Below are 14150 nucleotides of genomic sequence, written 5' to 3' on the forward strand. Positions count from 1 at the left end.
TTCAACTTCTATGTGTTATCCGTTGTTTGAGTGGATGCATCATCTTTTGGCGTTTTACCGGCGTAAAAGCCTCCAACAATAACCCCTACTTCAAACAGCAACCACATTGGAATAGCTAATAATGTCTGAGAGATAACATCGGGTGGTGTTAGCAACATGCCAACCACGAACGCGCCAACAACCACATAAGGGCGCTTGGCTCTGAGCGATTTAGCGTCGGTTACTCCAGTCCAGCACATTAAGATAATGGCTATCGGTATCTCGAATGAGACCCCAAATGCAAAGAACAGTTTCAAGACGAAGTTCAAATAACTGGATATATCTGTACTTACCGTTACACCTTCAGGTGCTACGCTTGTAAAAAACGCGAACGCTATTGGAAATACCACAAAGTAGGCAAACGCCATACCTGCGTAAAACAGCAGCGTACTGGAAAGTAGTAAAGGCGCTACCAGGCGCTTTTCATTTCTGTACAAACCCGGAGCCACAAACCCCCATACTTGATAGAGCACATAGGGAATAGCAATAAAAAACGATAACACCAGTGTAAGTTTAAACGGAGCAAAGAAAGGTGATGCAACGTCGGTTGCAATCATGCTCGCATTTTCAGGTAAGGCTTCAAGCAATGGCATCGCCAATAGCTTATAAAGGTCTTGCGCAAACGCCGCAAGACAAATGAAGACGATAAGTACGCTCAAAAGGGCTTTGAGAATACGGCTACGCAATTCAATTAAATGAGAAATAAGGTTATTAGCGTCAGACATCTATTGCTTTTTATAAGGTTCTTGAACCGACTCTGCAGCTTTTTTTAGCTCATCGACGCTTTGTTCAAGTTCAGGTGAAAGATCTTTAAGCCCTTGCTGCTCTGCTTTTTTCAAATTTTCATGCAATTCGTGCACACGCAACTGATGCTCAACTTCTTGCTTAAAGCCCGTTGCTACATTACGCACGCTACGAATTGTATTTATAGTTGAGCGCATGGCACCCGGCAGTCTTTCTGGCCCTAAAATAAGCAGTGCCAGTACACCGATAACCAATAGCTCCCAAAAGCCGATATCGAACATTAGGATTTTTCTTTAACGTCGCTCTGCGTCTTAGTTGAAACAGGCTCTGCTGCTGACTTTTCTTCAACTTGCTTCTTTTGTTCGAAGTCTGCGTCTTTCTCTTCTTCGCTGACTGCTTTTTTGAAGCCTTTGATTGCGCCGCCTAAATCAGTACCTATACCTTTAAGGCGCTTCGTACCAAATAAAAGCACCACAATAACTAGTATGATCAGCAACTGCCAAATACTAATACCACCCATAAAAATAATCTCCCTTACATCGATTAGCACAGTATGCCATTGCCTGCTGATGCTTTCACCTGAATATTTACTTCAATGAATAAAGATTGACGTTTTGGTTGGGACAATCCATGCTCTATATATCCCCAATGCGAATGGTCGAAACATTCAACTATGCTAATTTTTACAAGGAGTTAGTGAGCAATGCTATGCCTTACTGTGGTCTATTGCCATTTATTGCTCGCTTTACCTGTTGCACCTGACTCAGCTGCTGACACGTTGAACTCCCCCGTAAATGCGACCAGTGTAGGTATAACCTATCGGGATATTGCTCGACCAGAAAATACGCTTACTAACAGCGCTACTTCGACACAAGAAAGTACACACTCCTTGCCTCCTTCAATACCTAATGAGCAATGGTTTGATATTTGGCAGCGTAGCTTCACCGACACCATGGACTTCACCGTAAAACAGCTTGATGGTTTGTTTGAAAGTTCAGATGAAATAGGGGCTTCAGGACAGAAGGAAGCTAGAGCCGAAGGTCGTGTTCAACTTGCCTGGGAGCCAAGAAGTGGCATGCTCTCGGATACGGATTTGCGCTTCAGGGTAAGAGTTCGCCTACCGGCTTTAAAAGAACGCGTTGATTTACTATTAAGTGATAACGAAGACGAGACACAGAACAACACAATACGAGCCGCGAGGGATACCGGCAATAACAACCGCGATCGAACGACCATTGCGCTTCGCTTTCGTCCTGAGCAAGACTCTCACTACTCATTTAGAATTGGTGCTGGTCGCCGCGACCAGCTATATGCGATGACCCGATACAGAGATGCTTTTGCCTTTTCAAAACAATGGGCCATGCTATACGACGCCGAACTTTACTATTACACCCGTGACCGTTTGGGTGCGGAGGTGGGCGTCGCTTTTCAATACGAAATCAATAAAAAGCACCTGGTTCGACAAAATAATCGCTACTACTACCGCGACGATACCAACGACTGGCTATGGCGTCACGAGGTCCACCATTTGTTTTCGGTAGATCAACATAACGCCGTTATTCCTCACTTTATGGTGGAAGGGCTTAGCCAACCCAACTTTCGCGTAGAAGAAGTCTATGGCGGGTTTAGGTGGCGTAACAACATGCTGCGCGATTGGCTATTCTTTGAGGTAGAGCCTTTCGTTTTATGGCTACGTGAAGAGGATTTTAAAACCTCATACGGCGTAGCCCTGCGCGTAGAAGCCTATTATGGGCGCGATACTTAAACACAACCTAATCGTAAATTACAAACGGAACCTTGCTATAAGCACAATAACGCAGTTTGTGAAAGCGCGAGGCTTCTGAAGGCTGCAACACGTGTATATTCCCACCATTTTGCCAGCGAATCATGCCTTTAGAACGACAAAGGTCACCCGATTTCTGTCGCCACTTTCCCTGCTCGTTGCGTTTGAAAGAAGCAGGCTTTTCCGATGATTCAATTGTGAGTTTCAGCTCACCCGATGTTATTTGTCCGGAAGTCTTAGCTGGTAAGTAACTCGCCTCACCTGCAATTATGCGTTTGGAGCCAATGCGAGAATGAGTGATATCTTCTTTACCTTTGCTCATATCTACAATAAACACCCCGCCTTCGCCCAATACAGTGAAAGACACGTTTTCAAAGGGGGCTTTTGCGTCGACCATCAACGCCGTAGTTTCATCGACACCGAAGCCAAACGATTGGCCGCTTGATGCTGTGGCAGCGATCAGACGGACTTCGCGATCACGTTCTGAAAAGTGAGTATCAAGTAAGCCAAAATTGAAAAGCCCTAAACCGCCGGCAGGGTTGATAGTCATTGCGCCATCTGTTAGTTGATTTTCACATTGAGCGCTGTCCTCACAGCGTTGTGATGTGGGATCAACGCCATACACACCACCGGATAAGACGCCCATCGAATTTCCACTTGTTAACATGGGAACAGGTCGATGATTGTTGTATCCACCAGCCTGTACTGCTGTTCCTGCACTGGTCCCCCCTACTACTAGCTGATCGTCTCGCCAGAGATCACGTAGTTCAATAAGAAAGTCGCTGGGTTTTCCTGTTGGAGTACTTAGCGCAGCAAGGGTTTTACTTTGGTCTCCGCCGTTGAAAAATAAGCCATCGAGACTAGATAATGTATTTATGGCCAACTGGTTGTCTTCACACCATGAGCGCTGTTTGCTCGTACGCTCAGGGTATAACCTCTGTTTGTCAAACAGCGAATGCTGAGCTCTAAAAAATGCTAACTTGTTACAGCCTTGGCCTTTAAAACTTTCAACGTAAACGGCCTGTTGAAAAGCGGGAGTTAATGGGATCCAAATTACATCTACGTCAAATTGTTGAAAAACGCCCTCGTAAAAGTCTACCGCTTCAAATGGGTCTCGAGACGATGCCGTTACAATGCCGATAGTCGTTCGAACGGATGTGTCGGCGTTCACCTTTTCCGCAATTTTAGCCTGTCGTTTCGCATGTGCAGCTTCAATAAATGCGGTATAGATATCAACTGACGCCCTAGCTTTCGTATTTGCTAACGATACTTGCTCTTGCAATCGATTGCCTAGCTCATCAGTTTGCTGCGCTTCTAGGGAGTCCAACAAAATGAAGTAGTCAGTATCAGAAAGGAATTGAATATCGCTGTTTGATAACCCGGCATCATTGAGGGCGTCTAGCAGCGCATTTTTTGAATATAACCGCTCACCCCCAGATGAATATACATTCACTAATTTTGAATATAAAAAATCATTGTTTTGTGAGTATTTGTTCGCCAAATTTTGATATCTAAGTAGTGACTGCTGATTTATTTCGTACAAAATTTCCGCTTTCCCCGACAAAAACGTCGACGGTGATGTGCAGTTTTGTTTTGACATACTTGAACATGTTTTTAGTGCTCCTCCAGCCAAAACAAGGTTTGAAGACCCAAAACAAAACATAGAAAATACAGAAAGATAAATATAAAAAAGCGATAGAAGCGGTGCTTTTAATCTAGCCTTAAAACAGTAAAAATTTGCGCGCAAAAAAATAACTTTCATTAAAACCAACGGAACATTTAATTGATTGACTTTTATTCACCGTAGTGTTAACTAATTATTAATGTCAACGGTAAAGTTCACGCCGTATAACAGTATTTGATTCAGACGAAGTGCATAATTCGTCACAACACTGGTTTTTATAAATGCTTAAGAAAGCTGCCAACCTAGGCAACTATCGCTATCAAAACTTTTACTTGTCGGAGTGGTTCGACGAGTAGCTCCTGCGCCCTTCAATTCATTGAAGCGGTCACGCTGCGCCTTGCAGCAAATTTTTATCTAAACAAGTGTTGAATCGCGCAAAAAGCGGCATTAGACCGTGCGCGTTATGGGGATCACAATAATGAAAAAATCGACGTTAGTTCACAAATTAGGTGTGTCTGTTGGCACGCTAAGCTACCTATCGCTTTGTATATCTGGCGCTGTGTTTGCGCAATCTGTATCAGCACAAGAAACGAGCGAAGAAGAAGTTGTAGAGCGCATTCAGGTCACCGGCAGTAATATACGCGGTGCGGATATGGAAGGTGCGCAGCCGCTAACTATTCTAACTTCAGAAGATATTGCACGCACAGGCGCATCTACCATTTCAGAGCTAATGCGCACGGTGACGCAAACCCGTGGAGGCGTTGGTACATTTGACACCACCCAAAGTGGGGCGACGTCTACCTCTACACCACCCGGTCAAGCGGCAGCGTCACTTCGAGGCATTGGGCCCTCTTCAACATTAACGCTTGTGAACGGACGCAGAATTGCAGCAAGCTCATTCGCTTCTGGCACTGAAAATTTTGTTGATATCAATAGCATTCCTGCCTCTGCAGTAGAGCGCGTAGAGGTGCTAGCAACGGGTGCATCGGCGATTTATGGTGCGGACGCCGTTGCAGGTGTTATTAATTATATTCTCAAAAACGATTATGAAGGCTTAGAGCTTCAAACTAATTACGAGAACACCACCAACGGCAACGACCATGGTGCCTTCAATGTTAAAATGCTGTGGGGTAAAAATTTTGATAACGGCAGTAATTTAACGGCGTTTTTTGACTACTTCGATAGAAAAGCGATAAGGGCAACCGACTTTTCGCAAACACGCGATCCTATTTTGGAAAGTAGTTACTCATATCTTTCTAAAGGGCAGCCCAACATTTACTTTGATAGCACACTAGACCGCTATGAAATGCCTGCACCTAACTGTCCTGATGAGCTTACAATAACGGAGCTCGATGAGGAAGTTTGTGCCTATTATGCCAATGAAGATGACTATTTCGAAACGCCGCTAGAAACCTTGTCAGGAGGCTTCACCTATACCTATCAAGGTAACGACATTACGTGGCGGACAGATCTTCTTGCCTCGCATACCAAATCAACGTCGTTCTCTACACCATCACCGATTAATCAGGTAAACGATGAAGAAGGAGCATGGATAGAACTAGATGCTCTTAACGTACTTGAGGACGACGCGCGTAACGCAATTATTGACAACTTGTTCATAGGCTCCTTTGATACTGTTGCAGGTCGTGAACTTGAAGGTCTTCAATACGATGCTCGATTTGTATCCCCACGTACCGTCGAAATAGAAACTGACGCCATTCGCCTAGTTTCGTCTTTACAGGGGTACTTTGGTGAGTGGGAATGGGAAGCTGGTGCCCTTTATTCTCGCAGTGAGTCTGAACAGGTTGCAACACAAGGTATCTACAACCGCTATCTATATACAGCCGCCGTTCACGGAGAGCTCTGTGATACGGTTGAGATTGCGCAGTATGACAGCACAAACGATATTTTAAGCTGTGGCAGCGGCGCACTGTTATCTGCCTATAACCCTTTTCTAGTAGGCGATGCGCAAAACGACGCTATCTTGGGCCTAACACAAGCACGCCCCACTCGTGATGGAACCAGCGAAATGTTCGGCCTAGATGCCAAAATTAACGGTGAAATAGCGCAGTGGAATGGCAATGCTGTCTTGCTAGCAGCTGGGGTTGAATTCAGACGGGAAGAAATCACTGACTTGCCGTCTTTAGACTCACAAGCGAGAGCGGAAAATAGCTTTCTTGTCGATGTTTTTGGATTCGGTTCAAGTGCCTCAGCGGCAGACAGAAATCAGATGGGCGTCTTTACTGAACTCTTTGTTCCTATTACCGATCAGTTAGATATTAGTCTTGCGGGTCGTTTTGACGACTACAATGATTTTGGCAGCACGTTTAATCCAAAAGTGGGCTTCACCTACCGCCCTATTGATGACTTAGTACTTCGCGGCTCGTGGTCTACAGCGTTCCGTGCGCCTTCTTTGACTCAAGCAGGCGTGCAGCTGCGAACGACTCGCGCATCTTTCGACTGTTCAGCGAACGACGCCGTTGCAGATTTGTATTGCGAGGGGCAAGGTAGCGTTCGCGGCAATAACGTTCTTGAACTTGGTAACCCAGCGCTGCGCGCTGAAGAGTCTGAAACGTACTCATTTGGCTTTGCCTATAGCCCAACTGACAACACCACGATTACGGTTGATTACTGGACCTTCGATCACGAAGACATTGTTGATACCAACATGACGGGGGTTCTAGACCGTGCCATTACCGATGCTTCACTTCGCCATTGCGGTGTATTGGATGAGGGAGAGGTTGGCATTTCTTACTTGAAAGACCTGTGTTTAGTTACCGATAGCGCAGGAAATACCATTGAAGATGAGGGCGCTAACTTAACTGAAATTCTTAACGCTTGGGTTGAATTTGACGACCCGCGTTTTGATGAGTTACCGCTGTTTAGAGATCATATTTTATTGCTTGATAATACGGGCACTCAAGAACTCGAAGGTATCGACTGGGACGTAGACCATGACTTTCAGTTAAATAGTGGCACGTTGGAGCTAGGATTTTCTGGTACTCACTACCTGACCTACGATCGCAATAGACCTGGCTCTGATGAAATTGAGTCATTAGCGGGCACTTTCCTTTATCCTGAAACTGTTGCTACAGCTGAACTTTTCTATGTTCAAGAGGATTGGTACGTAGGTGCTTACGTTTTCTATACTGGCAGCTATGACGACGATATCATTCGTTTACGCAGCAGAGAAATCGATGAGTTAATCGAGTTGGGCGCCATTGAAGATGAAGATGATACCCGCGATGTAAGCAGCTGGACTACCGTAACACTCAGCGCTGGCTATTACTTTGAGAATGCTGACTTGCGCCTTACTGTTGACAACGTATTTGACCGAGATGCCCCTACGGCTTATGGCTCAGGTAGAGGTTTTGATGCCTTTAACCATGACCCATTTGGTACGCGCTACACACTTGCGTTTAGTTACTATTTTCACTAAGTGATAACAGAGGGCGTTAAGCCCTCTTCACTTTCGGAGGTAAGGTTGCAACATTCACCTTCAACATCGCGAATGCCTGATGCATTCGTAATTTTATTCTTTGTAATACTGCTTGCAGGGCTAGTGTCTTGGCTTGTTCCTGCTGGTACCTTTGACACAAAAAATATCACCACATCAGACGGCAACATTAAAACCGTGCTCGATGCCGATAGCTTCAGATATGCAGAAGAAAGCCATGGCTTTATGTTATTCGATGGCACAGGCAACAAAACGGGAATAGCTAATTATGCCTTTGATGGCATGGTCTCGGGCGACAAATGGGGCGCTGCAGTCGGCGTTATCGCTTTTATTCTTATCGTTGGCGGTGCCTTCGGCATAGTGATGCAAACAGGCGCCATCAACAACGGTATTATGGCGTTGATAAAACGCTACCAACACGCCGATAATCTCTTGCTCCCTGCTTTATTTTTGCTGTTCTCATTAGGTGGGGCGATATTTGGAATGGGTGAGGAAGCCATTGCATTTTGTATTGTGCTAGTGCCGCTAATGACAGCCATGGGCTATAACGGCATCATGGCGGTGCTTGTCACTTATGTGGCTACGCAAATCGGCTTTGCTACAAGCTGGATGAACCCTTTCTCTGTTGCTATAGCACAAGGCATTGCTGATGTGCCGTTAATGTCGGGCCAATATTTTCGCATGGCCATATGGGCTATGTTTACCGTTTTTGGCTTAATCTTCACTTTACGTTATGCAAAGCAGCTAAAAAATAGTAACCAAGCATTTAACGATGCAGCTTCAGTAAGCAAACAGACGTCTTCTTTAGAGTTCACGTCATCTACCGCATCAACAAATGAGCTCACTGAGCAGCATTTTTCCGTTACCGACAAACTTATTCTGGTCGCCTTTTTTGCTTGTATTTACTGGGTAATGTGGGGAGTAATTGTTCATGCTTACTATATTCCTCAAATTGCCTCACAGTTTTTTTGTATGGGAATTCTGATTGGTGCCATTGCATGGGTTGGTGGCCGAATGCGCATGAACGATATCAGTGCGGCGTTTGTTAGCGGTGCACAATCGCTGCTGCCTGCCGCCCTCATTGTAGGTATGGCCAAAGGCATTGTTTTAGTGCTTGGCGGTGACGAGGTGACTTCACCTTCTGTGCTAAACACCTTGCTGCATCACACTGGTAATACATTAGCGCAAACCGGTTCTGTAATGAGCGCTTGGCTCATGCTGTTGTTTCAAAGCATCTTCAATTTTTTTATTGCCTCTGGATCAGGACAGGCTGCAATCACTATGCCTCTAATGGCGCCGCTATCAGATCTTGTGGGCGTGACTCGCCAAGTTGCGGTACTAGCCTTTCAGCTAGGCGATGGCCTAACTAACTTAATTATTCCAACTTCTGCTTCGCTGATAGGCTGTTTAGGTGTGGCTGGCGTAAGTTGGACAACATGGGTAAAATTTATTGCAAAGTTTTGCGCCGGCCTTTTCACACTTGCGTCGCTCACTGTTATCACCGCCGTTCTCATAGGTTTTTCTTAAATGCTAACGCTTATCAAAAATGTAGAGTGTTACTCGCCTTCGCCACAAGGCACAGTCGACATTCTTATCGCCAATAATGCAGTTGCACATACTGCCCCCATCATTTCGATGCATTCACCTTCTTTAAACATTATCGACGGCAGTAATTTGATTGCGCTGCCAGGCCTTGTTGACAGTCTGGTGCATATTTCTGGTGGCGGTGGCGAGGGTGGCTTTCACACACGTACGCCTCAAATGTCGCTGACTGACGCAAGTTTACATGGCGTAACAACCGTCATTGGTGCATTAGGTACCGATGCAACTACGCGAACACTTCCTGATTTAGTGGCTAAGACAAAAGGCCTAAACATTGAGGGGATCAGTGCGTATTGTTACACTGGCTCCTACCACCTTCCGGCTCGCACCATTACAGGCAACGTTACTGATGACGTTGTGCTAATCGACTGTATGATCGGGGTCGGAGAAGTCGCAATTGCCGATCATAGAGCTGCCGAGCCGACTGTCCAGGCGCTTGCAGAGGTTGCAGCACAAGCACGAACTGGCGGCATGATTTCTGGCAAAGCAGGTATTGTTTACATTCACACTGGCGACGGAGAGCGCCAACTTTCTGTTTTGCATGACGTTGTTGATAGTACAGATATTCCGGCAAGCCAGTTCTATCCAACTCACATCAATAGAAACCTAAGTTTGTTAGATGCAGGAATCGCTTGGACACAGAAAGGCGGTGTTATTGATATGACCACCAGCACCAACGAGCAATTTATTGAAGAGGGCGAAATACCCGCTGCAGAGGCCGTTGCCTATTGCCTAGATAAGGGTGTACCTGCAAGCTGTTTAAGCATGAGCTCAGATGGAAACGCTAGCCTTCCAGTATTCGATGATAATGGCCAGCTTGTGGGCTTAGAAGTGGGTAAAGTAGGAAGTTTATTTGACGCATTTAAAGCTCTGGTATTAAAACACAATGTATCACTAGAGAACGCCATTTCGGTTGTCAGTAGCACCCCCGCCAAGAGACTTAAGCTGCATCGCAAGGGGAAAATCGATGTTGGATGTGACGCTGACATTGTGCTGTGCGAGAGGGAAACACTGGATATTGTTCACGTTATCGCTAAAGGCAGGCAGCTGGTTCAGCATGGCAGGGCTTTGGTCAAAGGCACGTTTGAATAACTAAACCTACACGACAAACTTTGCATCGCACTACGTTGCTCCTTAACAAGAAAAAGGGCGCAAGCGCCCTTTTTCGTTTATTAACTGTGAAGTATTGAGTCGATGTTTACGCAACTCAATTTAAGGACGAAGCGCCCTATCACCTCGAGCAAGCCCACACACACCGGTGCGCGATGATTCGATAATTTCAGCACACTGCCCCATAGTCGTGGCAAATGCATCTAGCTTATCTGTGGTGCCCGTAATTTCAATGGTGTAGTTGTTTACGTTCACATCCACAATACGCGCACGGAAGATATCAGAGTTCCGCTTCACTTCAGCACGTACCGACTCAGTGCGAGTCGCGACTTTAATCAGCATAAGTTCGCGTTCAATGTGCGCGCCTTCAGTCAAGTCTACTACTTTGAGCACATCAATAAGCTTATTCACTTGCTTGGTAATTTGCTCTATGACTTTGTCGTCGCCGTGCGTGATAATCGTTAGACGCGAAAGGCTCGCGTCGTCGGTTGGTGCCACACACAGCGAGTCGACGTTGTAACCACGTTGTGAGAATACACCAACGATACGAGATAGTGCGCCAGGGGCGTTTTCCATTAATACAGAGATAATACGTTTCATCAGGTTCGCTCCGTCTTGCTTAAGCGCATGTCATCCATTGCGCCAAACTTAATTTGCATTGGATATACGTGTTCGTTTTGGTCTACTGCTATGTCCATAAACACTAAGCGATCTGTGTAACTGAAACATTTCTCCATTGCTGCGTCTAGCTCGTCAAGCTTGTCTACTTTAATGCCCACATGCCCGTAAGCTTCTGCCAACTTCACAAAGTCAGGCATTGAATCCATGTAAGAGTGTGAGTGACGTCCTTTATAAATCATATCCTGCCACTGACGAACCATACCTAGGGCACGGTTATTCAATGAGATAATCTTGATAGGCAGGTTGTACTGCAAACAAGTAGATAGCTCTTGAATATTCATTTGAATACTGCCGTCACCCGTTACTACCACAGAGGTTGAACCTGGGTGCGCAAACTGCACACCCATTGCAGCCGGTAAACCAAAGCCCATGGTGCCAAGACCACCTGAGTTGATCCACTGACGCGGTTTATCATAAGGGTAATAAAGCGCAGCAAACATTTGGTGCTGACCTACGTCAGAACTTACGTAGGCTTTACCGTCTGTGTGTTTGTACAAGGCTTCGATAACGCGCTGAGGCTTAATTACCTCTTCGCCCTGTGCGTAGTTTAAGCACTGACGAGCGCGCCAGGTTTCAATTTGTTGCCACCAATCAGCCAGCTTTTCGCTTTGACCTGATAAGTCTTTCTTATTTACCTGACTTAAGATTTGATCAAGTACTTTATCTACCGAACCTACCACAGGAATATGCGCATTTACGGTTTTAGAAATCGATGCTGGGTCAATATCAACGTGAATAATATCCGCATGTGGGCAGAACTTATCAACGTTATTAGTAACACGGTCATCAAAACGTGCACCTAGTGCAATGATGCAGTCGGCATTATGCATAGTCTTGTTCGCTTCAAGCGTACCGTGCATACCTAGCATGCCGATAAATTGCTTGTGTGTACCCGGCATAGCACCAAGGCCCATTAGCGTACAAGTTACCGGTGCATTAAGCTTCTCGGCTAACTCAATAACCTTTGCAGACGCATCGCAAGCTACAGCTCCACCACCTACATACAGTACGGGACGTTCTGCTTTAAGTAGCGACTCAACTGCCTTTTTGACCTGTTTAGGATGGCCTTTTTCAGTTGGGTTGTAAGAACGCATGGTCACGTCAGTTGGGAACACGTACGGGTGTTCTTCTGCTACGTTCACAATATCTTTTGGCAAATCTACTACCACCGGGCCAGGACGACCTGTGTTGGCAATATAATAAGCTTTAGCAATCGCTTCTGGGATATCAACCGCGCGCTTTACCAAAAAGCTGTGCTTAACGATAGGGCGTGAGCACCCCACCATGTCAGTTTCTTGGAATGCGTCTTCACCAATATGCTTCGACGGCACCTGTCCCGATAAAATAACCATCGGAATAGAGTCCATATATGCAGTAGCAATACCTGTAATAGTATTCGTAGCGCCTGGACCTGATGTGACGAGCACTGTGCCGGTTTTGCCAGTTGAACGTGCATAACCATCCGCCATGTGGGCGGCTGCCTGTTCATGACGTACGAGGACGTGTTTGACATCATCTTGCGCAAATAACGCATCATAAATGTCTAATACGGCACCACCTGGGTAACCGAACACGTGTGTCACTCCTACATCTTTTAGCGCTTCAACCACCATGGCTGCGCCCGACATCATTTTCACAGTGCTTTCTCCTGTAATGGGTTGGGGGGTTTGTCAGCGTACGTTGACGATGCCCCGACTATATCTAAGGTAATAGGAAGATAAAACACCAAATTGCGTAAAAGTGAGATATATATCCCAATATTCGCAATAATTAGGATAAATATTTCGACTTAAGTGTAATTTTGAAAGAAAATAGGATATTTATTTACACAGCATTAACAATGCAAACAATAATCATGATTGCTTTAAGAGAGGCGCCTTTACACGTTTTAGATGCATAAAGGCATAAGCTTAATCATCGAGGTCGATATCAAGATCACTGTTATCGCTCATATCGTCGTCATCGTCAACATCTTGTTCAGCAGCACGCTTAGAGCCATAAATACTTGCTGTTTTTGGACGGTTTATTCTGGCTTGGTATTTCAACCACGCTTTCTCTTGCGGTGTTGCAGGGTCACGATGACCAAGAGCCGATTCCAAATAGGCTTGTTCTTCATCATTCTCTGGCGTAATTTTCCCGTCCACTAGTGCAGCGAACAAACTACCATGAGCCTGAAGAAGCTTACTTTCATTAATTGAAAAATCACCTGAACGGGCAAAGCCGTACGGGTAATTTTTCTTATCTATAAAGGGTTTTCTTGCGACTTGCTCTTTTGTGATTACAGACATCTTAACCTCTTCCACCGCTAATACCTGCGTTGTAAACACAGACAAAATTGCAACACCAACTGTTGAATGAAATAGACTACCGATATAGCGCCTTAATCGCTTTCAAGGTTATTCTTAGTCGGATTTTTATTTTCTGTCAAACAGAAAAGTAGCTGTAGTAAAAACTTAATATTGAATGTTTTTAAAGAGCATAAAAAAGGCCGCAAGCGCGGCCTTTTAATATAAGTGGGATATCAGCGTTTTTCACTTACCCAAACCGTAATAGTTCCGTCGACGACCACGGTGCCTTCAGCGTTATACGCCTTAACAGAAATAGGTAAATCACCTGGCTTCCATGCGTCAGCTGGCACTTCTGCTACACAACGAATATCTGAGTCTGCTTTCGCCGGATACTTTACTTCCATACCTTTTGGGATCCACCTAAGGTTTTTAGGTATGGATGCTTCACACATGAACCCCATGGCCATTTCCAGACCATTGCAAATAGCAATAACGTGAACCGTTCCAATGTGATTTTCTACCGCTTTACGTTTACTAATAAGCACTTCACAGTAGTTTGGTTTAATGTCTGAGATAAGTGGTGAAACGGTAGAAAAATAAGGTGCCCTGCGCGCTGAGTACCAGCTAAATAGCTTCTTTCCAAAGGGCAGCTTCATAAATTTGTTATATGTATTTAGTACGTAATTCTTTGACATAGTTGTTCACGCTCATTTTCTAGAAAGTGCTATTGCAGAAAAGCGGTGCTGATAATTCGGCTCTCATGCAATCTGGTTAGACCAGTAAGTATAGCGTTAACATAATCGTTACGTTTAAAGGTTGCAA

General features: G+C 45.2%; 12 protein-coding genes. 4 read left to right on the forward strand and 8 right to left on the reverse strand.

Features of this window, described 5'->3' with window-relative positions; all coding sequences use genetic code 11:
* Nucleotides 1-8: 8 nt before the first annotated feature.
* Genes tatC through tatA form a run of 3 tightly spaced genes read right to left on the reverse strand, consistent with a single transcriptional unit; the run spans nt 9 to nt 1309 of the window.
* Complete coding sequence (tatC, locus tag AWH61_RS17040; protein WP_014978169.1) at nt 9-764, reverse strand: twin-arginine translocase subunit TatC; 756 nt, start codon at nt 762-764, stop codon at nt 9-11.
* Nucleotides 765-1064, reverse strand: a complete 300-nt coding sequence (tatB, locus tag AWH61_RS17045) for a Sec-independent protein translocase protein TatB (RefSeq protein ID WP_014948087.1) — start codon at nt 1062-1064, stop codon at nt 765-767.
* Nucleotides 1064-1309, reverse strand: a complete 246-nt coding sequence (gene tatA / locus AWH61_RS17050; protein ID WP_230598753.1) for a Sec-independent protein translocase subunit TatA — start codon at nt 1307-1309, stop codon at nt 1064-1066. The genes tatB and tatA overlap by 1 nt, the downstream gene beginning before the upstream one ends.
* A 177-nt stretch (nt 1310-1486) precedes the next feature.
* Here tatA and AWH61_RS17055 point away from each other — a divergent pair, with 177 nt between their 5' ends.
* The gene (locus AWH61_RS17055; RefSeq protein WP_075177736.1) at nt 1487-2548 is read left to right on the forward strand and encodes a hypothetical protein; all 1062 of its coding nucleotides are present in this window, start codon (nt 1487-1489) and stop codon (nt 2546-2548) included.
* 7 nt (nt 2549-2555) lie between these two features.
* On the opposite strand, the gene AWH61_RS17060 is transcribed toward AWH61_RS17055, so the two are convergent.
* Nucleotides 2556-4166, reverse strand: coding sequence for a cyanophycinase (locus tag AWH61_RS17060; RefSeq protein WP_249922676.1), 1611 nt, complete (start codon nt 4164-4166; stop codon nt 2556-2558).
* Between the two features lie 502 nt (nt 4167-4668).
* Between AWH61_RS17060 and AWH61_RS17065 the strand changes: the two genes are divergently transcribed.
* The 3 genes from AWH61_RS17065 to iadA are packed head-to-tail and all read left to right on the forward strand — an operon-like array spanning nt 4669 to nt 10341.
* Nucleotides 4669-7629 carry a TonB-dependent receptor domain-containing protein gene (locus AWH61_RS17065; RefSeq protein ID WP_075177738.1) on the forward strand — a complete coding sequence of 987 codons (2961 nt, stop codon included), beginning with the start codon at nt 4669-4671 and terminating at the stop codon, nt 7627-7629.
* Between the two features lie 45 nt (nt 7630-7674).
* Nucleotides 7675-9174 (forward strand): putative basic amino acid antiporter YfcC, encoded by a 1500-nt coding sequence (yfcC, locus tag AWH61_RS17070; RefSeq protein ID WP_075177739.1) that lies wholly within the window; start codon nt 7675-7677, stop codon nt 9172-9174.
* The gene (gene iadA, locus AWH61_RS17075; RefSeq protein ID WP_075177740.1) at nt 9175-10341 is read left to right on the forward strand and encodes a beta-aspartyl-peptidase; all 1167 of its coding nucleotides are present in this window, start codon (nt 9175-9177) and stop codon (nt 10339-10341) included.
* A 120-nt stretch (nt 10342-10461) separates the two neighbouring features.
* Here iadA and ilvN read toward each other — a convergent pair whose 3' ends face one another.
* The 4 genes from ilvN to AWH61_RS17095 form a co-directional block, all read right to left on the reverse strand.
* Entirely contained in the window at nt 10462-10959 is a 498-nt protein-coding gene (gene ilvN, locus AWH61_RS17080) for an acetolactate synthase small subunit (protein ID WP_014948084.1), read from the reverse strand.
* On the reverse strand, nt 10959-12677 hold the full coding sequence (locus tag AWH61_RS17085; protein ID WP_014975512.1) for an acetolactate synthase 3 large subunit: 1719 nt from the start codon (nt 12675-12677) through the stop codon (nt 10959-10961). Before AWH61_RS17085 ends, ilvN begins: the two co-directional genes overlap by 1 nt.
* Before the next feature lie 273 nt (nt 12678-12950).
* A complete protein-coding gene (locus AWH61_RS17090; protein ID WP_039225146.1) occupies nt 12951-13328 on the reverse strand; it encodes a MaoP family protein in 378 nt (125 codons plus the stop codon).
* A 233-nt stretch (nt 13329-13561) separates the two neighbouring features.
* On the reverse strand, nt 13562-14023 hold the full coding sequence (locus AWH61_RS17095) for a hotdog fold domain-containing protein (RefSeq protein ID WP_014975511.1): 462 nt from the start codon (nt 14021-14023) through the stop codon (nt 13562-13564).
* Nucleotides 14024-14150: the final 127 nt, after the last annotated feature.

The organism is Alteromonas sp. W12, assembly GCF_001924945.1.
Lineage (GTDB): Bacteria > Pseudomonadota > Gammaproteobacteria > Enterobacterales > Alteromonadaceae > Alteromonas > Alteromonas macleodii.

Coding starts and splice junctions, on each gene's coding strand:
- tatC (WP_014978169.1), bottom strand. CDS start 764: ATGTCTGACGCTAATAACCTTATTTCTCATTTAATTGAATTGCGTAGC.
- tatB (WP_014948087.1), bottom strand. CDS start 1,064: ATGTTCGATATCGGCTTTTGGGAGCTATTGGTTATCGGTGTACTGGCA.
- AWH61_RS17055 (WP_075177736.1), top strand. CDS start 1,487: ATGCTATGCCTTACTGTGGTCTATTGCCATTTATTGCTCGCTTTACCT.
- AWH61_RS17060 (WP_249922676.1), bottom strand. CDS start 4,166: ATGTCAAAACAAAACTGCACATCACCGTCGACGTTTTTGTCGGGGAAA.
- AWH61_RS17065 (WP_075177738.1), top strand. CDS start 4,669: ATGAAAAAATCGACGTTAGTTCACAAATTAGGTGTGTCTGTTGGCACG.
- iadA (WP_075177740.1), top strand. CDS start 9,175: ATGCTAACGCTTATCAAAAATGTAGAGTGTTACTCGCCTTCGCCACAA.
- ilvN (WP_014948084.1), bottom strand. CDS start 10,959: ATGAAACGTATTATCTCTGTATTAATGGAAAACGCCCCTGGCGCACTA.
- AWH61_RS17090 (WP_039225146.1), bottom strand. CDS start 13,328: ATGTCTGTAATCACAAAAGAGCAAGTCGCAAGAAAACCCTTTATAGAT.
- AWH61_RS17095 (WP_014975511.1), bottom strand. CDS start 14,023: ATGTCAAAGAATTACGTACTAAATACATATAACAAATTTATGAAGCTG.